This window comes from Chryseobacterium ureilyticum, assembly GCF_900156735.1.
In the GTDB taxonomy this organism is placed as follows: Bacteria; Bacteroidota; Bacteroidia; order Flavobacteriales; family Weeksellaceae; genus Chryseobacterium; species Chryseobacterium ureilyticum.
Map to the genome: position 1 here is coordinate 404,716 of NZ_FTOL01000001.1, position 23,915 is coordinate 428,630.

Genomic DNA, 23,915 nt, shown 5'->3' on the forward strand with positions numbered 1-23,915 from the left:
AATAACTCAGATAAAAATTAATAAACCTTGTCATCATGTCTAGAATTTATTTAGAAACCAATATTAATGCAGATATTCAAACTGTTTTTGATCTAGCAAGAAATATTGATTTGCATCAAAAATCTACCTCAAAAACGAATGAAAAAGCAATTGCAGGACGTACATCCGGCTTAATTGAGGAAAATGAAACCGTAACCTGGAGAGCAAAACATTTGGGAGTATATCAAACCCTTACTACAAAGATCATCAGTATGGATAAACCTCATCAGTTTACCGATGAAATGCAGAAAGGAACATTCAAATCCCTTCATCATCAGCATATTTTTAAAAGAATCAAAGGCAAAACCCTGATGATCGACATCTTTGATTTTGAATCTCCACTAGGAATAATAGGCAAAGTCTTCAATAAAATCTTCCTCAAAAATTACATGAAAAAATTCCTCATTGAAAGAAACAAATTAATAAAAGCCACCGCAGAATCCACAACAATGAGTCATAACGTGACGACTTACCCCAGGATAGAATAAAATTCTATCAACCTAATATCAAAACATCACAACATACCACCAAAACCATAAAATAAAAGCATCATGAATTTTTTAAAAGCAGAATGGAGAAAATTAGCCATCATTAATTACGAAATCAATCCTGATATATTACAGGAATACCTTCCTGAAGGAACAGAGTTGGATTTTTATAAAGGAAAATGCTATGTGAGTTTAGTAGGTTTCATGTTTTTAAATACAAAATTATTAGGGTTACCCATTCCTTTCCACCGCAACTTTGAAGAAGTAAATCTCAGATTTTATGTCAAGAAAAATGAAAATGGAATCTGGAAGAGAGGAGTGGTTTTTATCAAAGAAATCGTTCCGAAGCCAGCTTTGAGTTTTGTGGCAAATTCTATTTACAAAGAAAATTACCATACGATGCCAATGAAAAATATAATCCGTGAAAAAGATGATGAATTACTTATCAAATATTCCTGGAAAGATAAAAGCTGGCATTCTATTGAAATAAAAGCAGAAACCCAGACACAACCAATGGAAGAAGATTCAGAATTTGAATTTATTACAGAACATTATTGGGGATTCACTAAAAAAGAAGATAAAACATCTGAATATGAAGTCTGCCATCCAAAATGGGACTGTTATCAGGTAAAACAATACCAGCTTGATATTGATTTTCATAAGATCTATGGTGAAGAATTTGAATGTTTAAATCATCAGATTCCAATTTCAGTAATGCTGGCTGAAGGTTCTGAAATAGAAGTAAAAACGAAAAAATATACAATTAAAAACAATAATCAGATTTAGAGCAAACAACATTTTATTTCTGATTTTAAAAATCAATAAAGATGAAAATAATCATAGCAGGAGGTACAGGATTCCTTGGCGAAAACTTAGAAACATATTTTACGAAGAAAGGAAATCAGGTTTATATTCTGACGCGTAAACCTCAACGTGAAAATGAAATCTATTGGGATGCAAAAACAATAGGAGATTGGAAAAATATACTTGAAAAGGCAGATGTTCTTATTAATCTTACCGGAAAATCTGTTGATTGCCGTTATCATGATAAAAACAAACAGGAAATATACTCTTCAAGAATTGAAAGTACAAAAATATTGCAGGAAGCTATAGATCTTTGTACAGAAAAACCTAAAATTTGGTTGAATGCCAGTTCTGCAACCATTTATGTACATTCAGAAAAACATTTGAATACAGAAGAAGATGGAGTCATTGGTGATGATTTTTCAATGAATATCTGTAAAAGTTGGGAAGAAGAATTTTTTAAAGGTAAAAATGAAGAAACAAGAAAAGTAGCACTTCGAACTTCTATCGTGCTTGGAAATAATGGTGGTGCATTTCCCAAATTGAAAATGATTACAAAATTAGGCTTAGGCGGAAAACAAGGTAGAGGTAATCAAATGGTTAGCTGGATTCATATTGATGACTTCTGTAATGCTGTAGATTGGATCATTCAGAATGAAAATATCAATGGAGCAATAAATATAACAGCTCCGGCTCCGATATCCAATAAAATGATGATGAATGAATTGAGAAAACAATACAAAGTTCCTTTTGGGCTTAACGCTCCAGTATGGCAGCTTGAAATCGCTTCCATATTCATGAAGACAGAAACAGAATTATTACTGAAAAGTCGCAATGTTTACCCTGAAAAATTGGTGGAAAGTGGTTTCAGGTTTTCCTTTCCAACATTCAATGAAGCGATTCTTAATCTGTTAAAAATCTAATGTTTGTAGATGTGTGAAAGGTTAATTATATTAGCAAAAACGACTTTCACATGCTTATTACACAAAAAGCGAAAATTATATTTCTTTCTTTTGCTCTTTCCAGCTCAGCGGTCTTTTCACAGGCACATAATGTTTCTGAAGGATATCAAAAACCTACAGACCCCCTTGTTGTTCAGAACTTAGAAGAGTGGCAGGATTTGAAGTTCGGATTGTTTATGCATTGGGGAACCTATAGCCAATGGGGAATTGTTGAAAGCTGGAGCTTATGTCCCGAAGATGAATCCTGGACCCAAAGAAAACCGGAACATGGAGTGTCTTACAATGAATATGTGAAGAATTATGAAAAACTTCAGACCACTTTCAATCCTGTTCAGTTCAATCCTCAGAAATGGGCAGATGCAGCTAAGAAAGCAGGAATGAAATATGTAGTTTTCACCACGAAGCATCATGACGGTTTTGCTATGTTTGATACAAAACAATCCGACTATAAGATAACATCATCCAAAACACCTTTTTCAGGTAACCCAAAAGCAGATGTAACGAAGGAAATCTTCAATACATTCAGAAAAGAAGGATTCAAAATAGGAGCTTATTTCTCAAAACCAGATTGGCATTCCGATGATTACTGGTGGTCTTACTTTCCACCGAAAGACAGAAACGTCAATTATGATCCAAAGAAATATCCTGAAAAATGGAACAGTTTTAAACAATTTACATTCAATCAACTGAATGAAATTACCTCCAATTACGGGAAAATAGATATTTTATGGTTGGATGGAGGTTGGGTTCGTCCTTTTCATACCATTGATCCAAAAGTAGAATGGCAGCGTACCATCAAAATGGAGCAGGATATTGATATGGATAAAATTGGTACTATGGCAAGGAAGAATCAACCAGGGATAATCATTGTAGATCGTACCGTTCCAGGAAAATGGGAAAATTATGTTACTCCGGAGCAGGCTGTTCCGGAACATACACTTTCTATTCCTTGGGAAAGCTGTATTACAATGGGTGACTCATTTTCGTATGTTCCTAATGACAATTATAAATCCTCCCAGAAAATCATTGAAACGCTGATCAAAATTATCTCAAGAGGCGGAAACTACCTGATGAATATTGCTCCCGGACCTAATGGAGATTATGATGCTGTAGTTTATGAAAGACTGAACGAAATTTCAGAATGGATGAATAAGAATCAATCTAGTGTTTTTGCTACCCGAAGTGTTGCACCTTATCACGAAGGAAATATCTATTATACACAAAGCAAAGATGGAAATACAGTGAATGTTTTCCACCTTAATGAAGATTCAGAATATCATGCACCCGCTGAAATTAACTTTTCACTTCCTGAAAATTTTAATCCAAAATCTTTAACCATTCTTGGAATCTCTTCCAAAATACAATGGAAAAAAAATAATAATATCATCAAAGTAAAATTCCCGGAAAGCAGAAAGAATTTAAAATATGCCACTGTAATCCAGATACAACAATAAAAAAGAGCAGAAAATAAATCCCGCTCTTCAATGAATTATAAAAACTGAAAGCTTTTAATACTTTCTGGCTAAAAGGACGTTCAATAAGAATGTACCTGCCCAGTTACTGTTAGTACCTCCTTCTGTTCCCATAAAGTCTACACGGGCAACTGATACTGTAAGTCTGGTTTTTCCACTTACATTGGCAAGACTTACAAAAGAAGCGGTGAATACATCAGGATAACTAGAATTGTTTCCTGCCGTAAGGATAGGGTACATATTGGTGACATTAAATGCTGGTCCCTGATATTCATAGACAAGAGTCATTCTACTGCTTTTTGTGAAACCACTAATAATAGGCGTAGCATTTAGAGCACCGAATGATGAACTTACAGAAGTTTTACTGATGATCCACCACGCATCTGCCCCCGTTCCGGTATCAAAAGAGGTATTGGCATGATTGGTCCAGTCATTAACTCCCGTACTTGCATTATTATGAGGTGGAATTGTAAGCTGTGCACCATAGATTTCAACATTACTTGGTTTGGGAAGAACAGTGAAAGATAAATCCCAGGTTCCGCCACTGGTATTACTGTTGTTAACCACTTCTGCATAGGCACCCAAAGGAATTACAAACGAAGAAACAGGAGTATTATCTATTCTCAACGTATTACCGCCTGAAGCCTGTAGGGTAATGTTTGACGTTGAAATATTTTTGATCTTATAGATTCTCCCCGTATAGCTGGTAGCCCCACTTCCAATAACAGGAAGAGTGAAGGTTGCGTTACCTGTTCCGTTGTAAGTAATATAATGGTCTGTAGCCAAAATAGTATAGGATGTAGCTGTCACTTGTTTATAACCCGCTCCTAGTGATCCGTTGATGGCTAAAGTACTGTTGGGGGTATCTGTATTAATACCTACCTGCGCATTTAAAAATACTCCTCCAAATAAAAGAATTGAGATGTACCTTTTCATTTTAATTTTATTTAAGTGGTTTCATTATAAAAATATTAAAAAAATACATCATACTATATTTTTTTACTATTAAAAATTAATTAAAAATAGTGTTTAATGATTTTATTCTTTATTGATAGTCTTTTTCATGGTACTGTATAATGAAATAATTCCTGTCATAGTGACGATTTTATTCCTTTTTTCAACTTTTATGCAATGTTGTAGTATGAATATTACATCAGATTTTTATAAATAATGGTATGATATATGTTTATTTATACATAAACCTGAATGAACTTAGCTGGTTAATTAATTAGTTGTATCCATTCAAAAATATTAAACATTATGAAAAAGTTACTTATTTCAACCTTGTTACTATTAGGTTTATCAACGAATGTTTTTGCTCAGAAACATCCGCCTGCTCCGCCACATCCTTCAAAAAGTGAATTAATCAATATTAAGGCGAAGGAACTGGACAAAAAATACAATACAGAAAAGAAATTGATCCTGAATCATCCGCTTGCTACCAAACAGATGAAAAGAGATCAGATGAAGGCTTTAAATAAAAGATATCAGGCAGAAAAACGATTGCTTAGACAAGCGAAATAATACAGATTTCTTGCACTTATTAAAATTTGATGAGTAAAATTATCTTTATTTAATTTTACGAAATTTACAGTTTAAAATAATTTTTATTGAAAGAGAATGCTTTTGTGTTCTCTTTTTTTTGTTTAAAATTAAATAAAAATGGCTTATTGATGGATTTTAAGATCAGTTTGTGGAAACATGAAACATCCAATATTTTTCCTTAAATTCGCATAAAAATTTTTAAAGTAATGAATTACGATATTATTGTCATTGGAAGTGGTCCTGGTGGATATGTTACTGCGATCAGAGCAGCACAATTGGGTTTCAAAACCGCAATTATCGAGAAAGAAAACTTAGGAGGAATTTGCCTTAACTGGGGATGTATTCCAACTAAAGCTTTATTAAAATCTGCTCAGGTTTTTCATTATATCAACCATGCTGAAGACTATGGATTAAATAAAGTGGAAGCAAGCTTCGAATTCCCGAATGTTATTCAGAGAAGCCGTGGTGTTGCCAGCAAAATGAGCAAAGGAATCGAGTTCTTAATGAAAAAGAACAAGATTGACGTAATTCTTGGTACTGCAAAAGTACAGAAAGGTAAAAAAGTTTCTGTTACAGATAAAGACGGTAAAGTAGTAGAGTACACTGCAAACCATATTATTATCGCTACAGGAGCTCGTTCAAGAGAATTACCTAACTTACCGCAAGATGGTAAAAAAGTAATCGGATACAGACAGGCATTATCTCTTCCTGAGCAACCAAAATCTATGATCGTTGTAGGTTCTGGAGCTATCGGGGTAGAATTTGCTGATTTCTATAACACAATGGGAACTAAAGTAACTGTTGTTGAATTTATGCCAAACATCGTTCCTGTGGAAGATGAGGAAGTATCTAAACACTTAGAGAAATCTCTGAAAAAATCTGGAATCGAGATCATGACAAACGCTTCTGTAGAAAGTGTAGATACAACAGGAGAAGGAGTAAAAGCTAACGTTAAGACTGCTAACGGAAACATTACTCTTGAGGCTGATATCTTATTATCTGCTGTAGGCATTGCTGCTAACATCGAAAACATTGGTTTAGAAGAAGTAGGAATCCAAACAGATAAAGGAAGAGTTTTAGTAAACGAATGGTATGAAACTTCAGTACCTGGTTACTATGCAATCGGTGATATCATCCCAACTCAGGCATTAGCTCACGTTGCTTCTGCTGAAGGTATTACTTGTGTAGAGAAAATCAAAGGTATGCACGTTGAGAAAATCGACTATGGCAATATCCCTGGATGTACTTACTGTCACCCTGAAGTAGCTTCTGTAGGTCTTACAGAAAAGCAGGCTAAAGAAAAAGGATACGAAATCAAAGTTGGTAAATTCCCTCTTTCTGCAAGTGGTAAAGCTACTGCAAACGGAAATACAGACGGATTTGTTAAAGTAATCTTTGATGCTAAATACGGTGAGTGGTTAGGATGCCACATGATCGGTGAAGGAGTAACTGATATGGTTGCTGAAGCTGTAGTAGCTAGAAAACTGGAAACTACAGGTCACGAGATCATCAAATCTATCCACCCACACCCAACTGTATCTGAAGCGATCATGGAAGCAGCAGCAGCAGCTTACGGAGAAGTGATCCACATCTAATCTGATATAAAGAAATTATATAGCAAAAGCCCAGAGAAATCTGGGCTTTTTTTCATTCGTAGTATTCCGGGATAATTGTTTGGTAAGAAGTGAAAATTAAACCTCACAGGTTTTCAAAACCTGTGAGGTTTGTCTACATTTATATAAAGAGAACACCGGATAAGAAGCTTATTATTATATATCATAAAACCTTACTGTGCACATATTACTGACTATTAAAGCAATCTTTTTAAGCCGGATTTTATTAAAATAAATTTAAATTAAACATATTTACAAAAATTAATCAGATTATCTCATCATGATTCCTTACATTTATTCAATGAATTTTGAGAAAGTAGGACTTGTTTTGTCAGGCGGCGGTACCAAGGGAATCGCTCATGCAGGGGTATTAAAATTCTTGAATGAAAAAAATATAGACATAGATATTCTTTCGTGTTGTAGTGCAGGATCTATTGTAGGATGTCTGCATGCTGTCGGAAAGACTCCGGAAGAAATTATGGAGTTTTTCAATTCAGTATATTTTTTCAATTGGAAGCACTTTACATTCAATCAGCCGGGATTGGTTTCCTCCGTGATTTTCAGAAACTATCTTAAACCTATTTTTCATGATATGAAACTGGGTGATTTGGATATCGAAGTTAAAATTGTAGCTACAGAGCTGGTTACCGGAACCCAGAAGATTTTTGATAAAGATTTTGAAGTCGTAGATGCTATTATTGCTTCGTGTTCCATTCCGGGAATTACAACACCTTATATTATCGGGGATGAAATGTATTGTGATGGGGGAGTATTGAACAATTTCCCTGCAGATATCATCAGAGACGACTGTGATAAACTTATCGGAGTATTTGTATCACCACCTAATGATGCTAAAATTAAAGACCTGAATTCTATAAAAGCTATTGTTTCCCGTTCTTACGATCTTCTTTCATATAGAATAGAAAAGGTTAAATTCGATTATTGTGACTGGTTTATTTCCTCTCAAAAATTATCTACTTACGGAACTTTTGAGCGCGGTAAAGACAGATTGGAACAAATATTCAATATCGGATATAAAGCAGCAAAGGAAAGCTATGATGACAGTCGTTTTCTTACAGAACTGAGACAAGCAGGAACATAGATAAAAGAAAACTGAAAGAGGGAAGTCCCGGAAAAATCAAATTCTAGCTTTGTAACTGTACATTGATTTAGGAACCTTCTTCTTCCAGCTTTTTGTCTGAACTAAACTTATATTAATTTTTAACGACCACTCCGTCCTGACGTACAATTTCGCGATCATTACCATCATAGACAACCAGTGTATAAGGTGCTTTCGCTACAGAATCAGTCAGATAATTTCTCCAGATCTGATAATTATGTCCTTCATTATTGAAATTGAAGTAATAATTTCCGCCGCTTCCATCAGGAATTAATTCTCCGTCACTGATGATCATACTTGGTTTAGCCGTAATCTTTGTATTCGCATTCCAGGATTGATATAAGTATTTGCCATTGGGCTGTTTATCAATTCTGATCTTAAATTTTTTGGTTTTAATAATTACCGTTTTAGGTACCTGCTGATTCAGCGAGTGGGTAATTGATGTATTGATTTTTAAATCATTTGAAGTTTCCTTAGCATAAACAAAAGAAAGCTGAGCTAAAGTGAAAGTTCCTAATAAGAAATACTTAATCATATTGTAATGGTTATTGGTTAACAGATTAAAACCTCATCAAATATGACGCCATTATTTTATGGATGAAGAACAATCTTATGTTAGGTCTTAGTACTAAGTTTTACAGTGTTATGAAATGATATAACTAAGATTCCTACGTAATAACAAACAGTATGTAACTTTATTATTACGTAGGAATCTATATTGAGTAACACTTATTTCTTATATTCTTTTTTTGAATAAAGAGTGTGTTTTTATTTTGTAACAGAAGTATAGCTTGCAAAAGCTTCCTCTAAACTGTCAAATTTCCCTTTAAATTCATCAATTGGGCAATCCTGAAGAATATTTCCTTTATGAATAAGAATAACGCGTGAACAAAGCGCTTCCACTTCCTGCATAATGTGAGTGGAAAGTAAAACTGTTTTCTGCTGCCCGATCTCCTTCACAACGTTTCTGATTTCCAAAATTTGGTTAGGGTCAAGACCGTTGGTTGGTTCGTCAAGAATTAATAAATCCGGTTGATGAATAATAGCCTGAGCCAGTCCTACACGTTGTTTATAACCTTTTGAAAGCTGTCCTATTTTTTTTGATTTTTCCGGAGTAATTCCTACCAGCTCAATAACTTCATCTACTTTAGATTCAGGAATCTTATGGATGTTGGCAACAAACTGAAGGTATTCTTTTACATACATTTCCAGATAAAGCGGATTGTTTTCGGGAAGGAAACCTATTTTTTTCTTACTTTCAATTTCATGTTTAGAAATATCCAGACCATTAAAGATTATTTCACCTTCATCAATTTTCAATGCGCCTACAATGGATTTCATCAATGTGGATTTTCCTGCACCATTTGGTCCCAGAAGACCAATGATCTCATTGTTATCAATGGATATATTAATGTTATTTAAGGCAGTCTGTTCACCAAATTTCTTGGTTAAATTGATTATCTGAAGCGGCATAATTTTTAATGTCTTTCTGCAAAAATAAAATAAAAAAACTCATTCTATTGAATGAGTTTCGCAATATTTTTAAAATATAATTATTTTCTTGCTTTTTTCTTACTTCCGGAAGCAGGTGTTGCAGTAGAAGCTGTATTTGAGCCCCCTTTTGCAGAACCTCCTTGAATGGCTGTAGGCTTCTCGTACATGGTGTATTTTCCGTTTGTTTTTCCAAAGATTTTATCAACCTGTTTTTGTGTTAAAAACTGGGATTTTCCAACGTATTTTCGGTTTTTATTGATGTATTGGATAAATTGAACGGTTGGCTGCCCATAATTTTTTTCGTAGTGAAGCTCAATAATATCATTAGGAAGTTCCAACACTATATTTTCCTCAGGAGTAGTTACAAAACCATCGCTGATGAGTTTATACAATCCGGAAACATCTCCATTCAGATTTTGAAATGAAAAAGCTCTGATCGTATTCAGGTTGCTTGTGTTCAGGTCTTGGTAGTTGACAGTGAATTTGTCTTCTTTTTTATATAAACCAACGGAATTATCTTTTCCGATTTCCACCAAACTTTCATTTTTCAATACTTTAATCTGAGAGAAAACTGAAATACCGAACATACATGTAATAAGTAGAATTATTTTTCTCATAGAATGAATTTTAATGTTTTATCAATTGGTGCACATAAACTTACGAATAAAAAGGCTAAAAAGCAATTTCGTTCGTTTACACAAAAGTAATACTTTTTTTTAATATCTATAAGGAATCGTAAGGAAGCACACACTTCTTGTTTTGCCTGTATAATGGGTTGTAAATCATTTTTTTATTGATCATTTTAGAAAAATATCTCTACTTTATACCCTATACAGTTTTTAATATTATGATAAATGCAATTCGCTGAAAAACAGGAAGTAAATTATTATTCTATGAATAATAATTAAGAAATATTAGGAATAAATGTTAAAAAATTAATTTTAAAAACTAAAACCGTAAAAAATGGTTGATATTCGTTTGGGTAACTTGTTTATTTACAGTTCTATAATTTAAAGAAGTTTGTTTTTTGATACTTTATTAACGAAATTATCAAATTCCTGTTTATAGCTTCTTCCCACTGGGATTTTATGATTTCCAAGAAGAATTTCGTTAGTATTGAATGCCGTCACATATTCAATATTCATAATAAAAGATCTGTGAATTCTTAAAAAACCTTTTGTAGCCAAAGCAGATTCCATATCTATTATTTTACTTTTTGCAATAAAACTTTCCTGTGTAGATAGAGTAACTTTTATATCATTTCCCTGACTTTCAATATATATTATGTCTGTAAGATGGATTTTCCGGTGCATCCCGTCGGTCTTAAGGATGATAAAATTATCCTTAGTATCAGCAATATTTCTCAGTACACGCTCTACAGCTTTGAAGAAACGTTCGAAGGTGATTGGCTTTAAAATATAATCCACAGCTTCCAATTCGAATCCTTCAATAGCAAATTCCCGGTAAGCGGTAGTAAAAATAGTTCTGGGCTTTTGAGAAAGTGATCTCAGAAAATCAATTCCATTGAAGTGAGGCATTTGGATATCTAGGAACATCAGATCTACGGTTTGGTTCTGAAGAAGTTTGTAAGCCTCCATTGCATTTTCTGCTTTGCCTACCAGCTTTAAATGATCAATTTTGGAAATATGATTTTCCAGTAAGGTTGCTGCCAGAGGTTCGTCATCTACAATTATACAGTTAATCATATTGTGAGGGAGTAATAATTTCAACACTAAAAATATTGTTTTCTCCTGTAATAGTACAGGTAAAATATTCCTGATAATGATATTCCAGTTGTTTTTTTATATTTTGAAGTCCAATTCCCTGATCATTATATTCCAATGGATTACTGTATGTGTTTTCAATTTTAAATACAGAAAATTTTTCATTGGTTTTAAATTTTATCTTAATTTCTGTTTGTCCTGAGTTTTTTCCTGCACCGTGCTTAAAAGCGTTCTCTACAAGTGTAAGATAAAGCAATGGCGGAATTGGATTGGAAGAGTTTCTGTCAATGTCTCTTATTACTTTTAATCTTTGATCTGAATAACGAAGGCTTTCCAGCGCTATATAATGATCAACCACGGTGAGTTCATCTGAAACTGATACCCATTTTTTCTGCCCTTTGTATAAAATATAATCTAAAATATCCGAAAGCTGGCTGATAGATGTAGATGTTTTATCAGAATTACTGAGGGAAAGAGAATAGATATTATTCAATGTATTAAAGAGGAAATGAGGATTAAGCTGTGACTTAAGGGACTTTAGCTCCAGTTCAGCTTTTTCTTTTTCCAGTCGAATATTGTTTTCCTTTTCATCTTTATATCGGATGATAAACATAATTGATATGAAAATAAAAGCTCCACTGATGATAGGGAATGTATAGTGAAACAAAAGGTATTTGAGATCAGTAAAAATGCTGATCAAGCTGTCTTTAGATTCATTGGTGAAAAAAGGTTCAGCAATGTAAACAATGAAGATTCTGTTGATGACGGAAATACTATACAAACTGATGATAAGATAAATTGAAAATCGGAGATATTTTTTTCTGTCAAAGAATTGGCGTATCAGGGTATAATAAATAAAATTGGCTCCCAAAATTTGAAAAATCCAATGACAAAAGTTGTAAATGATAAGCTGTTTAAAGATGCCTCCATTATAATCGTCATAACTTCTTGCTGTTCCAAATAAAAATAAAGCTGACCAGAAAACCAGCTGAAAGTAAATATTTTGTTTGGTATAAGGAGTTGCTTCGGATTTCATCATCATCAAAAATATAAAAACTTAAGACATTCCAGATGGAAGCTGTGTGAAGTGTTATAAAATTTTGACGAATAGCAGCGTTTTGAGTTTCAACAACAGATTTTACCATTGATATTGAATTTAAAGCTATCTAAACTTAGCTGGGAAAAACATTTGGAAGATTGATAACATTTGCAGAAAAAATATGATAACAAAACATTCTGAAAGATTTAACGGATTAGATCATCTGCGGGCATTGGCAATTATATTGGTTTTATTATATCATTACCGAGCCTTTAAACACCCTGTCTGGATTGAGACTGTAGGAAAGTTCGGATGGACAGGTGTGGATCTTTTCTTTGTTTTAAGTGGGTTTTTGATCTCAGGACAACTATTTAAAGAAATGAAAAATACAGGAACGATACATGTGAAAACATTTTATATCAAACGGTTTTTCCGGATTTTTCCGCCTTACTTTTTTACTCTTTTTTTATATTTTACCTTTCCTTTTTTCAGAGAGCGGGAAGCTTTACCACCTTTATGGAAATTTGTCACCTTTACGCAGAATTATAGGTTGGATGTGATCAATCAGGGAACATTTTCTCATGCATGGTCTTTGTGTATTGAAGAGCAATTTTACCTTATTCTTCCATTGTTGCTGTTGGTAATAATGCCGACGAAACTATTTAAATATTTTGTGATCCTGATTATTCTGATTCTGTCTTTTTCTTTGACGATGAGGTTGATAACATGGAGTGATTCAGTGGGTGGAATAGATAACAGTTCTTTGGAATTCTGGCGTTTATGGTACATGGAAATCTATTATCCTACCTACACGAGACTGGATGGTCTTGGTATAGGTGTTTTTACCGGCTATTTGATGCAGCATTCTGAGCGTTTTAAAGAGATTATTAATCGTAATGGAAACCGACTTTTTCTTATTGGAATAGTATTGCTGGGCATTGCATTTTGGATCTGTAATGAACAGTCTTCGGAAGCTGCTTCTACATTTGGTTTTACATGGGTTGCGATAAGCTATGGATTCATCGTGGTATCTGCTGTCTCGGAATCATCCTTTCTTTCACGGACCAGGTTTTATATTACATCTGAGCTGGCTGCATTATCTTATGCTATTTATCTTTCCCACAAGGGAATTATTCACATTGTCCAGAATGTATTTGAATATTTTGGTCTTGAAAATTCTGATACGATATCTTTTATCGTGTGCTTACTGGCATGTATTATAGTAGGATTGTTGTATCGATTTATAATTGAAAAACCATTTGCTATTCTTAAAAATAAAATTTTAAAAGTAAAAGATAAGTCTGTATTATTTTAAAGATTGTTCAGGAATTTCCTCTGGAACAGCATACATATTTCTGCCTCTTTCAAAACCTTGAATGACAAAATAAACCAATAGAGATAGAATGATAAGAACGGAAATGACGGACCATACAATTTTTTTAGCTCTGGACAGCTTTAATCTGGATATAAAGAAAATGATTGCCGCAATAATGATAAAAACTCCTGTAAATATTCCCATTTGAATCACTTTATTTTCAAAAAGGTACAAAAAATAAATGAAAATGTTTTTGAAGTAGAAATAAATTAATAGTCTTAAATCATTAAAAATTAATTTCTTACGTCAAAGATGCACGGATAAACAATCATATATAAAGAACTAAGCATTAAAATCTATGTATCTATGTGGTTATGAATAAATAAACCACATAGATACATAGAATAAAAATTATTTATGGTAAAAAATAATTGAAAAAATCGTGCATCCGTGGCTATAAAAAGACTATTTAGAAGTAATACTTTTCAGTACTATATTTTTAATAGCTGCCTCTTTAAAGCTCCAATAATCACTGTTTCTGGGCATCTGATTTTCAAGAATAATCAAACTGGTATCTTTAGAAGGAAAATATACATTAAGACATGTAAACCCATCACCAAGCCCTGTCACAGCATAATAATCAAGCCCCGCTTCTTTAATGAACCGTATGTTATAACCAAACCCCATGTTTTCCTTTCCAAAAACGTTGTGTTGGGATGAAGTAGAAGGAGTCAGTATCAGTTTCTGGAATTTCGGGGAAAGAAGTTTTCCTTTGAATAATGCCTGATCCCATTTTGCAAGATCTTCCACAGTAGAAATCACTCCGGCTGCAGGGGCTATTTTATCATTTAAAAATGACTCTTCCACTTTTTCGTACTGATTATTTTCACTTCTGAATCCGGGAATTAATGCCTGATTATCTTTGCTGTTGTAGATAAATGTTTTGTCCATTTTCAGCTTTTTGAAAAGAGAATTGGCAAGTTCAGTGAAATTTTTACCCGTGGTGTTCTGAAGAATTTCTCCCAATAGCGTGTATGAGAGATTTCCGTATTTGAACTGTGAACCAGCTTTGAATGCTACAGGTTTATCAAGATCTGTGATTCCGTGAGTATGATTCAATAGGTGGTGTATAGTGACTGTGTCAGCCCAGGATTGTGTAAGTGACGGAAGATATTTTTTTATCGGAGTCTGAAGGTTCAGTTTTCCCTGTTCAGCTGCCTGTAAAACCAAAACAGCAGTTATCTGTTTTGAATTGGACATGATTTCAAACTGGTCATCAGTCTTTACAGGAGTCTTTTTTTCAAAATCTTTATATCCGTGAGCCTTTAAGTATTTTGCTTTTCCATGTTGTGATACCAAAACAACCCCGTTGAATTTCAACGGAGCAGAAGCCGATATAACGCTATCTATTTTTTTTGAATAAGCCTCCGCTTTCTGTGCTTTTGCAGTCACGGACAACAGGATGGAAAGAGTAAGGGTAGAAATTATTTTAATTCTGGACATCGATTTATTTCTTGTTGTAATAATCATAGGTTGCTTTGGAAATATCAGCAATGATTGCTTCTGAGTTTTCAAATGTTTCGTAGGTATCATGAACAAAGACAGCGATGTATATTTTCTTTTTATTTGGAAGTTCAATGATTCCGAAATTGTTGATGGCTCCGGTCATTCCTTTGTCATTCGTAAAAGAAGTTCCTGTGCGGTGAGCAATTTTAATGTTTTGTGGTAGCTTTCCTTTCAGTCTTTTGGCACCAGATGCGATATTCAGCATATGGGTATAAAGCCATTTTGTGTGTTCTTTATTCAGTATTTTTCCATTATAGAATTCTTGTAATAACCTGATGGTTTCATTGGGTGTTGTTTTGTTAATAAATTGAGAATCCCAGTCTTTATGCATGTCTTCTTCATCATTTTTAATGATAACATCTTTGCTGTTAATGAATTTCTCAACATATTGGGGACCACCTATCAATCTAAGGAGAATATCTGTTAAATTATTATCACTATATATAACGATCCATTCTAAAGCCTCTTCAAGAGTCAGCTCGAGATTTCCTTCCGGATATTTTTCTTTAAAAGGACTGTATGTGTTTTCCAAGAGTTCTTCCTTTTTAATGAAGATTTTCTGTTGTAAAGAAAGTTCTCCTTTTTCTACTTTGTGAAGAATGGCTAGAGCAGTGTGAAATTTAAAAGTGCTCAACATAGGGTAGAAATTGTTTCCGTTGATCTGAGTCACTTCTTTTTTCGGAGTACCAGATATGAAAATCGAAACACCTATATCCGCTTTTTTATTGGCAATAATGGATTCGATAATCTTTTTAAATTCCGGATTAGTATTGGTTTGTGAAAAAAGAGGAAGGCTTAAAAACAGAATAAGCAGAGTGAAAGTAATTTTCTTTAATTTCATTTGAGATAAGTTAATGATAATAGTTTTTCGTTTCCAAATATATGTATTTCCTATCTTCTATTTGAACGCAGACTACTATTTTTGATGAATGATGAATGAAAAAGCGTTACAATTTATTATATTCATTCCCGCGGAAAATAAATATTACTATTTTCAAAATAAACTCAAAATCTAATCGCCATGATCAAACACTATCTTTTTCTGATTCTGTTCTTTATGTCTACAGGATATTGGTCTCAGATAAAAGAAAAAAAAACAATCAGGATTGATACTACAGAAGCTGTTTCGATAGGAGGAATAAAGCAATTCATAAGTATAAAAGGGAACAATCGGGAGAAACCTGTACTACTTATTCTACATGGAGGTCCCGGAAAATCATTAATTAGTTTTTCAGATGGTTTTACGGATAAACTACAGAATGAATTTGTTGTAGTGAATTGGGACCAAAGAGAAACGGGCGGAACTTTAAACTTAAATAAAACCAAGGATAGTCTGACAACCGATTTGCTTAAAAAAGACGCTTTGGAAGTCGTGTATTATCTGAAGAAAAAGTTTAATCAGAAGAAAATATTTTTGCTGTCCCATTCATGGGGATCTGTAATGGGGTTTGATATTGCAGCCACGCATCCGGAATTGCTGTACGCATATATTCCTGTAAGTCCTGTGATTGATGCTCATAAAAGTGCCGTTTTATTTGTGAACGATCTTAAAAAATGGGCTTTGAATACCCCAAATAATATAGCTGCTGAAGAGCTGCAAAAAATAAAACTTCCCTTTAAAGATAAAGATGATTTTTTTCTGGCTCAAAAATGGTTGTTTGTTCATAACGGCGTAAAAGGAGCAGATACAGAGGACTTTAAAAAAAGCTACTACCAATGGATGGATACCTGGTTTCCCATTTGGAAAGAAAATGCAGAAACGAATCTGTTTGATACGGTTCCGGAAATTAAATGCCCTGTCTACTTTTTTATAGGAAGTGGTGATAATCAGTCTTATTATACCATTGCCGAAGATTATTATCAATTTTTAAAAACGAAAGACAAAAAAATCTTCTGGTTCAGGGAATCCGGACATACTATCTTCAATACAGAACCTCAAAAGCTTCAGGAAATAATCATTAAAGAAATAAAGCCTAAAGTGTTGAAATAACAGAAATTTCTCCCTTAACATACTTTTTAGAAATAATAAACGTTTAGCTCTCATAGGCTTTATGATTATAAGCATAAAACCTATCAAACATTTGTTTGTATTTTCACTGATCAGATAAGTAATAAGATTAATACTATTGATAATCAAATTGTAGGAATGGCATCATTTAAATAATGGTGTCATTTTTCTTTATAATATTATGCTGGGAGATTCATGCTTTTTTTATAAATTACCCCAATATCTTATGGATGATAAGACTGAAGTTGATTAACAGATTTATAACCGATTTTTTATGAAACATAGAGTAGTGCCTATTGCTTTCGGATTGAATTCATTTTATCTGTCGTTTCTATATTTCCGGCTGTTCTGGCTCTCCAACGGAAAGGTTACGGGAGAGCTTCTGACTTATAAATACATGCTGTATTCTGTATTTATGGTTTATCCTTTATTTATGATTTCTGCAATCATTTTTTCCAAAGAATTTAAAGGGAGCTTTTTTATTAAGTTTCTTGCCTGGGCGTTGATGGCTGCGGTACCTTTGCTGTATTTTTATAGTTTTGATTTATTTGATCAAAAGGAACTCTTTTATGGGTGCATTCTTACACTGATTCAATGTCTTTTTCAGTCAAAAATGATCAAAGATGAAGAAATGGCAGCCAGGGTTGCAGGTGTTTTTGCGGCAAAGCTTCTCCTGTGGTTTGTGACACTCATTCTTTCATTGTCTTTCCTGATATGGTATTCGGACAGGGATATTTTGATGAATATGCTGTTTGGTGGCTTCTACTATCTGTTTGCCGGGATTCTTGATATTGTGATCGTTCGGTATAAATTTCTTACCAAAAAGTAAAATAATTTTAATAAAAAAATAAAAAATAGATAATGCTTACAATTTTCCGTTTAACCGTTTTACCTGTTATGATTTTGGTATCTGCCATAAGTTACGGACAGGTTCATCATTCAACATTTGAAAGTCTCTATGTTCAGATCAAACAGAAGAACTTTTTTAAAGCTCGTGAAATCTTTGTGACCACTAAGAAAAAGCTGCCTTCAGAATATCAGTATTTTACAGAAGCGGTTCTCGATAACGCTTTCAATAAACCCAAAGAGTCCAATCTGAAGATTGAAAAGCTGGAGACTGGAAAATCAAGCTTACCGGATTCTCTTATGCTTAAAATCTGGCGTATTAAAGAAGACAATTGTATGAAACAGTATGATTATGCTGGCGCGAAAAAAGCAGGAAATACCACGTTGGATAAATATGCTCATCTGCTTACGGAAGAAGAAAAAGATGATGTAAAGAATACTTTGAAGATCTGGACAGCGCTCGAAAATGTACCTCAACAAAAAGTTTCCATCAATGGAGATACTCGCTTGAAAATGGAAAAAGATGTTGCCGGGCTTAAAAACTTAAAAATAAACGTTGGGGAAGATTCCATGAATTTTATTTTTGATACCGGTGCTAATATTTCTACGATTTCAGCTTCTGCAGCTCAACGTTTAAAATTGGAAATCATTCCGGCGGATATTGATGTGGATGCCATTACAGGAAAATCCATTAAAGCAAATCTTGCTGTTTGTAAAAAAATGGTTTTGGGAAATATTGTAGTGGAAAATGCTGTATTTCTTGTGTTTGAAGATTCAGCACTCAGCTTTCCGCAGATCAATTACCAGATCAATGGGATTCTTGGTTTTCCGGTGATTGAAGCATTGAAAGAAGTACAGCTTACCCAAGATGATTATTTTATCGTTCCAGAGAAAGAAACTACAATTAACTTCCCTTCCAATATGGCAATTGATGGTTTATCGCCACTTATTTTTATAGATGGAAAACACTTTTCATTTGATACGGGAGCTGATCATACCATTCTTTATGCTCCTTTTTATCTGGAAAATAAAAAAAATATGGATGCAAAATATCAGTTGACAAAGATCGGAATGGGTGGAGCAGGAGGAAAAATAGAACATGACGGCTTTAAAGTAGATCATACTTTTCATATCCTTGGAAAACCGATTTTATTGAAGAATATCAGTGTTTTGAAGACCAAAATTAACAAAGAAACTGTGTATGGAAATATCGGACAGGATGTGATTAAACAATTTAAAAAAATGACGTTGAACTTTGATCATATGTTTATCAAATTTGATTAAAAAACTTTTTAATTATATCTAAATCCATCTCGCGCTGAGGTGGATTTTTCATTTAAAACCGAACAAAAAAGACACCGTTTACTGTTAAACGGCGTCTTGCTTGAAATATATTAAAATTGTTTTTGCTGATGTTTTATTTATTCATTCTGTTTGATTTGTGGGTTATTATTAATCTCTTTATTCGGTATCTGGAATCTGAATTTATCCGTTGTAAGGTTAAACTTTCCAAATGTGTGGTTACTTCCTGTATAGGCTCTTTCCAAAGGAATATTTAATCGTTTCATATCAAACCATGCATATCCTTCACCCCAAAGTTCAATTCTCTTCTGAAGAATGATCTCATTGATCAGTTCATTTCCTGTTTTCGTAGATAAGGTATAAGCCTGATCTCTTTTAGAAGCAATAGCAAATAATACCTGTCTAGCCTCTGCTTCTCTGCCCTGTCTAGCTAATGCTTCAGCTTCCACATAATATAGAGAAGAAGCTCTTATGTAGATATAATCACCTTCAAAAAGACTTGGATCTTTAAACTTCCAGCTTACATAGGCAGGGTAATTTTTTGTTTTTCCGTTAAATGTATACTTTGCACTCTGGCTGCCATTGAATACTTTTTTACGGTAATCCGTATCAGGAATTGCATCATACAGACGTTTGTCAATCTGCTTATAAATTTGAGCCGCTCCTGCATATCCTTCATTGGTATTATCAAACATTGAGAAGAAAGATGCATAATAATTTCCAATACTTATCGTAGAAATTGTGTTATGGAATCCCCAGATCACTTCAGGATTATTAATGCTTGAAAATCCTGTATTGGTATAATCATCTTCAGTCATCAAAGCAATACCTTGTTTTCCTTCACCAGCATATTTTGCAGCTTTTGTATAATCACCCGTTTGTAAAAAGACCTCAGCGGCAATCGCTTTAGCAGTTCTCTGGTCAATTTGTGCTCTGGAAGGACGTGCAAAACCATCCAGCAGGTTGATAGATTCTTCTATGTCCTTAGAAATTTGAGTATATACCTCAGCTACTGTAGACCTTGGAAGTCCCTGACTTGGATTGGCACTGGTAAGAACCAATGGAAGCCCCGGTTCAGATTGATGTGCTTTGAAATCATTAGCGTAAAAACGAACCAAATAGAAATAAGAGTATGCTCTTAACGCTAATAACTGACCTTTAATTGCCTTATTTTTAGCCTCGGAATCATTCTTTAAATCATCAAGAAGCTTATTGATTACAAATATCCTTGAATAAAAAGTAGTCCATACAATTTCCGAAGCGATGTTACTTGCATTGGTAGCTTCATAATTATAAAACATTCCCAAATGCTGGTTTTTCGCCTGAATCACGTCATTAGACATTAAATCTGCTCCCGCTTTTATTCCCATAATTCCGAAGTCTGAGTGAGAAGTAGTTCCTCCCGCACCATTACTTCTAAGGTCAAGATATATTCCACCAAGGATTTTTTCCGGCTTTGATTGATCGTCGTTCAATTGTTCACCGGAAATATTCCCTTCTGGCAAAGTATTAAGATCATTAGCACAGCTACTGGTAAGAAGTCCTACGGCTATAGCTGCTATAAAGTACTTTATCGTTTTCATAATTTCTTTTAAAATGTTAGTTTAAAACCTAGGGAAACACTGGATAATAAAGAGTATTTGTAGGCATCAGATACCCCTGTTAATGAAGCTCTCGGATCATATCCTTTTCTTTTGGACCATAGATAAAGGTTATTTCCTGTTACATATACCTTTAGCCCCGATAAACCAGCCTGTTGCGCAAAGTCATCAGGCAGCTGATAAGACAATGTTACATCCTGAAGACTGATATAATCAGACTTGATCAGATATAGCGTAGAGTTCTCATTCTGGTTGGTTGAGGTAAGGTCTACACGAGGTAGGGCAGCCGATGTATTCTCAGGAGTCCAGGTTTTGTCAAGATCCGTAGAATAGTTGGATGCATAGGTGTCAGAATGGAATAAACTTCTGTAGATATTGTCATATCCATATCCGCCAAACTGATAAGCAAAATTCACAGACAGATTTACTCTTTTGTAAGTAATATCAGTTCCAAATCCACCATATACTTTCGGAATTGCAGATTTTCCTGTATTATAATCAGTAGCCTCCTTAAAATTATTGGTAACGGTTTTTTCTACCTGTTGAGTAGCCTGATTGTAAGAATTTTTATACCATAAAGCATCTCCGTTTAAAGGATTTACCCCTGCAAACTCTTTCAGATAATAGGTATATCGGTCACCACCTTCAGATAGGATAAACAATCCTGAAACCAAACCTGTAGCTCTTTGCTCGGCGGGTAATCTGGTGATTTTGTTTTTGTAGTGAGTTGCATTCGCATAGAAATTCCACTGAATATTTTCATTGCGAAGAATATCTACACTGATATTACCCTGAACCCCTCTGTTATACATATCTCCGATGTTACCATACTTTACATAAGATCCGGAATTCGAGATAGGCAAAGGAAGCGTATAGATCATATCTGATACTTTTCTCTCAAAATAATCTGCATTTACATTCACTCTGTTGTTCAGTAAAGAAAGCTCAAAACCAGCATTGAAATTTTTGGAAGTTTCCCATTTCAGGTCTCTATTTCCTTGTTTTTGAAGTGAAAGTACGGGTTTACCATCACCAAAATTGTTGATTCCATAGATATCCTGATAAGCATAATAATCTCTTGTGAGGTTAGTAAGAAGAATATTGTCATTCCCTTGTTGCCCGTAAGAAGCTTTCAATTTCAAGGCATTAATGACCGTGTTGTCTTTAAGGAAATCTTCTTTGGCAACATTCCATGCAAGCCCTAATCCATAAAAATTACCCCATCTGCTCTCTGGTGCAAAAACCGAAGAACCATCTCTACGAACATTGGCATTAAAGAAATATTTATTTTCATAATTATACAATAACCTTGAGAAATACCCTTCCACAGCATATTCATACCCGTTTCCTGACAGATCTGTGATTTTTACAGCATTATCAAAAGATGGCGATGTAGGCAATAAAAGTTGTTGCTTAGACCCTGAAAAACCTTCATTCTTTGTTTTGTTCAGCTCATGACCTACAAGAATATTGAAGCTATGTTTTCCGAATTTTTTCTGATATGTAAGCAATTGCTGATGGTTCAGAGTGTAATTAAATATAGATTCCTGAGAAATTGTTCCTCCCACAGATGAAGAAGTTCCCCCCACCGTATTTCCGAACTGAAGGTTTCTCAGGTTTTCAAGATAAGCCCCGAAGTTGTAGGTGAAATCTAACCCGTTGATAATTTCATAATTTAATCCCAAATTAGCATTGGTGATATTGCTTACAGTTTGAGACTTATCCTGCTGAAGATTCCCTACAGGATTTTCAAAAACAGCATAAGACCTTGTACCTCCGTTAGGACCTTGCCCGTCTCCATAGTCATACAAAGCGTTTCCATGGGTATCATAAAGTCTTTGGTAATTATCATCCCTCAGGAAAACCGGGTAAAAAGGAGCAATATTTCTGGCAAACTGAAAGGGATTTGAAAAACCTCCCGTTTCCCCAAAATTCTGCTTACTGTACGTATAAGAAAGTGCAGATGTCAACTTTAATTTTGGAGTGATAGAGTAGTCTACATTCGATCTGATCCCGAATCTTTCAAAACCTGAAGAAATAAGATACCCTTTGTCATCAAGGTAATTTAATGAGGTATATGATTTTACTTGATCACCACTGGCATTGATTCCAACAGTAGCTTCCCTCCTTAAAGCGGGCTTAAAAAGTAGTTTTTTCCAATTATCCTGATAAAGTAATTTTGCATTCGGATTAAAAGTACCATCCGCAGCGATGAGTTGATTAAAAGGAACATTATAAACATTATATCCCAATCCGTTAAGTGCAGCGAGCCCTGCTGCGTGAGGCGTTGTTCCGGAAGGTACTGCTCCCGGTTGCGTAGATTTTGCAATTTCCCCGATTCTGGCTCTGTTATAATAAGCTGTATAATAATCCTGAGGCGAAGTATATACCGAATAATCCGCAATAGATCTGAAATTGACCCCGGTTTTTACATCCGCTTCAATAGTAAGTTTCTTATTCTTACCCCTTTTGGTATTAACGATAATTACCCCATTAGCCCCTCTGGAACCATACAAAGCATTAGATGAAGCGTCCTCAAGAAAGGAAATACTCTCAATATCTGCAGAAGAAATACTGTTCAGATCACCATTATACGGAATTCCATCCAGTACAATTAACGGATCACTTGAAGCATTAATGGAGCCTATCCCTCTCATTCTTATCGTAGGTTTGGAACCTGGTTGTCCGGAAGAAATTACCTGTACACCGGCAACCTTACCACCAATTCCCTGAAGAACATTTCCATTTTGAAGATTAGAAAGATCTTTAGCCTTTAAAGACTGTACAGATCCCGTTATTTCTTCCTTTTTTTGTTTTCCGAAAGCTACTACCACCACTTCTTTGATGGAAGTCTCTTGGGAAAGACTGTCTTTTTTCTGTGCAAAGCCATATTCTGCGAATAAGAGTACAGCCAATACACCAAGTTTGCATTGTTTTTTTCTCATTATATTAATCTTAGGTTTAAAAAATTGAATTG

22 protein-coding genes are annotated in these 23,915 nt (G+C 34.2%); 11 read left to right on the forward strand and 11 right to left on the reverse strand.

Annotated features, from left to right (window positions below):
* Positions 1-35 precede the first annotated feature (35 nt).
* The 4 genes from BW983_RS01690 (at position 36) to BW983_RS01705 (ending at position 3,747) form a co-directional block, all read left to right on the forward strand.
* Complete coding sequence (locus BW983_RS01690; protein ID WP_076549422.1) at positions 36-527, forward strand: SRPBCC family protein; 492 nt, start codon at positions 36-38, stop codon at positions 525-527.
* 63 nt (positions 528-590) lie between these two features.
* The gene (locus BW983_RS01695; RefSeq protein WP_076549424.1) at positions 591-1,313 is read left to right on the forward strand and encodes a YqjF family protein; all 723 of its coding nucleotides are present in this window, start codon (positions 591-593) and stop codon (positions 1,311-1,313) included.
* A 41-nt stretch (positions 1,314-1,354) separates the two neighbouring features.
* Positions 1,355-2,254, forward strand: coding sequence for a TIGR01777 family oxidoreductase (locus tag BW983_RS01700; RefSeq protein WP_076549426.1), 900 nt, complete (start codon positions 1,355-1,357; stop codon positions 2,252-2,254).
* A 50-nt stretch (positions 2,255-2,304) separates the two neighbouring features.
* Entirely contained in the window at positions 2,305-3,747 is a 1,443-nt protein-coding gene (locus BW983_RS01705; protein ID WP_076549427.1) for an alpha-L-fucosidase, read from the forward strand.
* Positions 3,748-3,801: 54 nt separating this feature from the next.
* On the opposite strand, the gene BW983_RS01710 is transcribed toward BW983_RS01705, so the two are convergent.
* A complete protein-coding gene (locus BW983_RS01710; protein ID WP_076549429.1) occupies positions 3,802-4,701 on the reverse strand; it encodes a hypothetical protein in 900 nt (299 codons plus the stop codon).
* 324 nt (positions 4,702-5,025) lie between these two features.
* Here BW983_RS01710 and BW983_RS01715 point away from each other — a divergent pair, with 324 nt between their 5' ends.
* From BW983_RS01715 to BW983_RS01725, 3 genes are all read left to right on the forward strand, one after another.
* Positions 5,026-5,289: a hypothetical protein gene (locus BW983_RS01715; RefSeq protein ID WP_076549430.1), complete on the forward strand. Its 264-nt coding sequence runs from the start codon at positions 5,026-5,028 to the stop codon at positions 5,287-5,289.
* 227 nt (positions 5,290-5,516) lie between these two features.
* Positions 5,517-6,905, forward strand: coding sequence for a dihydrolipoyl dehydrogenase (lpdA, locus tag BW983_RS01720; RefSeq protein ID WP_076549432.1), 1,389 nt, complete (start codon positions 5,517-5,519; stop codon positions 6,903-6,905).
* A 298-nt stretch (positions 6,906-7,203) separates the two neighbouring features.
* Entirely contained in the window at positions 7,204-8,025 is an 822-nt protein-coding gene (locus BW983_RS01725; RefSeq protein WP_449390983.1) for a patatin-like phospholipase family protein, read from the forward strand.
* 112 nt (positions 8,026-8,137) lie between these two features.
* Here the strand turns inward: BW983_RS01725 and BW983_RS01730 are convergent, their stop codons facing one another.
* The 5 genes from BW983_RS01730 to BW983_RS01750 form a co-directional block, all read right to left on the reverse strand.
* Complete coding sequence (locus BW983_RS01730; protein WP_076549434.1) at positions 8,138-8,578, reverse strand: hypothetical protein; 441 nt, start codon at positions 8,576-8,578, stop codon at positions 8,138-8,140.
* A gap of 233 nt (positions 8,579-8,811) precedes the next feature.
* Positions 8,812-9,516: an ABC transporter ATP-binding protein gene (locus BW983_RS01735; protein ID WP_076549436.1), complete on the reverse strand. Its 705-nt coding sequence runs from the start codon at positions 9,514-9,516 to the stop codon at positions 8,812-8,814.
* Positions 9,517-9,596: 80 nt separating this feature from the next.
* Positions 9,597-10,154 carry a hypothetical protein gene (locus BW983_RS01740; RefSeq protein WP_076549438.1) on the reverse strand — a complete coding sequence of 186 codons (558 nt, stop codon included), beginning with the start codon at positions 10,152-10,154 and terminating at the stop codon, positions 9,597-9,599.
* Positions 10,155-10,547: 393 nt separating this feature from the next.
* Positions 10,548-11,243, reverse strand: coding sequence for a LytR/AlgR family response regulator transcription factor (locus tag BW983_RS01745; protein ID WP_076549440.1), 696 nt, complete (start codon positions 11,241-11,243; stop codon positions 10,548-10,550).
* Positions 11,236-12,300: a sensor histidine kinase gene (locus BW983_RS01750; RefSeq protein WP_076549442.1), complete on the reverse strand. Its 1,065-nt coding sequence runs from the start codon at positions 12,298-12,300 to the stop codon at positions 11,236-11,238. Before BW983_RS01750 ends, BW983_RS01745 begins: the two co-directional genes overlap by 8 nt.
* A gap of 181 nt (positions 12,301-12,481) precedes the next feature.
* Here BW983_RS01750 and BW983_RS01755 point away from each other — a divergent pair, with 181 nt between their 5' ends.
* Positions 12,482-13,615 (forward strand): acyltransferase family protein, encoded by a 1,134-nt coding sequence (locus tag BW983_RS01755; protein ID WP_076549444.1) that lies wholly within the window; start codon positions 12,482-12,484, stop codon positions 13,613-13,615.
* Here BW983_RS01755 and BW983_RS01760 read toward each other — a convergent pair.
* The 3 genes from BW983_RS01760 to bla all read right to left on the reverse strand — a co-directional run bounded on the left by BW983_RS01760 (position 13,607) and on the right by bla (position 16,022).
* Positions 13,607-13,819 (reverse strand): hypothetical protein, encoded by a 213-nt coding sequence (locus tag BW983_RS01760; RefSeq protein ID WP_076549446.1) that lies wholly within the window; start codon positions 13,817-13,819, stop codon positions 13,607-13,609. The genes BW983_RS01755 and BW983_RS01760 overlap by 9 nt on opposite strands.
* A gap of 261 nt (positions 13,820-14,080) precedes the next feature.
* Entirely contained in the window at positions 14,081-15,145 is a 1,065-nt protein-coding gene (locus BW983_RS01765; protein ID WP_228408929.1) for a serine hydrolase domain-containing protein, read from the reverse strand.
* A complete protein-coding gene (gene bla, locus BW983_RS01770) occupies positions 15,123-16,022 on the reverse strand; it encodes a class A beta-lactamase (protein WP_076549448.1) in 900 nt (299 codons plus the stop codon). The genes BW983_RS01765 and bla overlap by 23 nt, the downstream gene beginning before the upstream one ends.
* Positions 16,023-16,202: 180 nt before the next feature.
* On the opposite strand from bla, the gene BW983_RS01775 reads away from it, so the two are divergent.
* The 3 genes from BW983_RS01775 to BW983_RS01785 all read left to right on the forward strand — a co-directional run bounded on the left by BW983_RS01775 (position 16,203) and on the right by BW983_RS01785 (position 19,319).
* Complete coding sequence (locus BW983_RS01775) at positions 16,203-17,171, forward strand: alpha/beta fold hydrolase (protein ID WP_076549450.1); 969 nt, start codon at positions 16,203-16,205, stop codon at positions 17,169-17,171.
* A gap of 292 nt (positions 17,172-17,463) precedes the next feature.
* Positions 17,464-18,018, forward strand: coding sequence for a hypothetical protein (locus tag BW983_RS01780; protein ID WP_076549451.1), 555 nt, complete (start codon positions 17,464-17,466; stop codon positions 18,016-18,018).
* Positions 18,019-18,050: 32 nt separating this feature from the next.
* On the forward strand, positions 18,051-19,319 hold the full coding sequence (locus tag BW983_RS01785; protein WP_076549453.1) for a retropepsin-like aspartic protease: 1,269 nt from the start codon (positions 18,051-18,053) through the stop codon (positions 19,317-19,319).
* A gap of 137 nt (positions 19,320-19,456) precedes the next feature.
* Here BW983_RS01785 and BW983_RS01790 read toward each other — a convergent pair whose 3' ends face one another.
* Together BW983_RS01790 and BW983_RS01795 are read right to left on the reverse strand one after the other, a co-directional pair.
* Positions 19,457-20,920: a RagB/SusD family nutrient uptake outer membrane protein gene (locus tag BW983_RS01790; protein WP_076549455.1), complete on the reverse strand. Its 1,464-nt coding sequence runs from the start codon at positions 20,918-20,920 to the stop codon at positions 19,457-19,459.
* A gap of 8 nt (positions 20,921-20,928) precedes the next feature.
* Positions 20,929-23,883 carry a SusC/RagA family TonB-linked outer membrane protein gene (locus BW983_RS01795; protein ID WP_076549457.1) on the reverse strand — a complete coding sequence of 985 codons (2,955 nt, stop codon included), beginning with the start codon at positions 23,881-23,883 and terminating at the stop codon, positions 20,929-20,931.
* Positions 23,884-23,915: the final 32 nt, after the last annotated feature.